1 protein-coding gene is annotated in these 590 nt (G+C 52.2%); it reads right to left on the minus strand.

Features of this window, described 5'->3' with window-relative positions; genetic code table 11:
• The coding region (locus ACWHAR_RS29750; protein ID WP_452088773.1) for an aminotransferase class III-fold pyridoxal phosphate-dependent enzyme at positions 1–590 on the minus strand (590 nt) is incomplete at both ends.

Here is a 590-nt window from a genome sequence, read left to right on the forward strand (position 1 = left end):
CGATTTCTTCAGAGCGCTTGTTGAGCTGTTCCGATTCGATAATATCGAGCACTGCCAAAGCGGCTACGCATCCAAGCGGACTTCCGGCGTAGGTGCCCCCGAGTTCACCCGGATCCGCCGCATCGAGCATTTCCGCCCGGCCGATGACGCCGCTGAGCGGAACGCCGGCAGCCAGCGATTTTGACACTGTCACAAGATCAGGAACGACATCAAAATGCTCAATCGCAAAATATTTGCCCGTTCTGGCAAAGCCTGTTTGAATCTCATCAGCGACAAAAACGATGCCGTGTTTTTGGCAGAAGGCTGCGACATGCTGCACAAACCGTTTTGAAGGAATGATAAAACCGCCTTCTCCCTGTACCGGCTCCATGACGACGCAAGCAACCGTCTCCGGAGCAACAGACGAGACGAAGAAATCGTCAAACGCCTGAATAACCATGTCATCATAGCTTTCATCAGTCATCCCTTCAGGCTTTCTATAGTAGTAAGGAAACGGCGCCTGATATACCTCGGGTGCAAAAGGACCGAATCCGAATTTGTACGGTTTCACCTTGCTCGTCATGCTCATCGTCATGTTTGTGCGTCCGTGG

The sequence above is a fragment of the Bacillus sp. LR--39 genome, assembly GCF_053613335.1.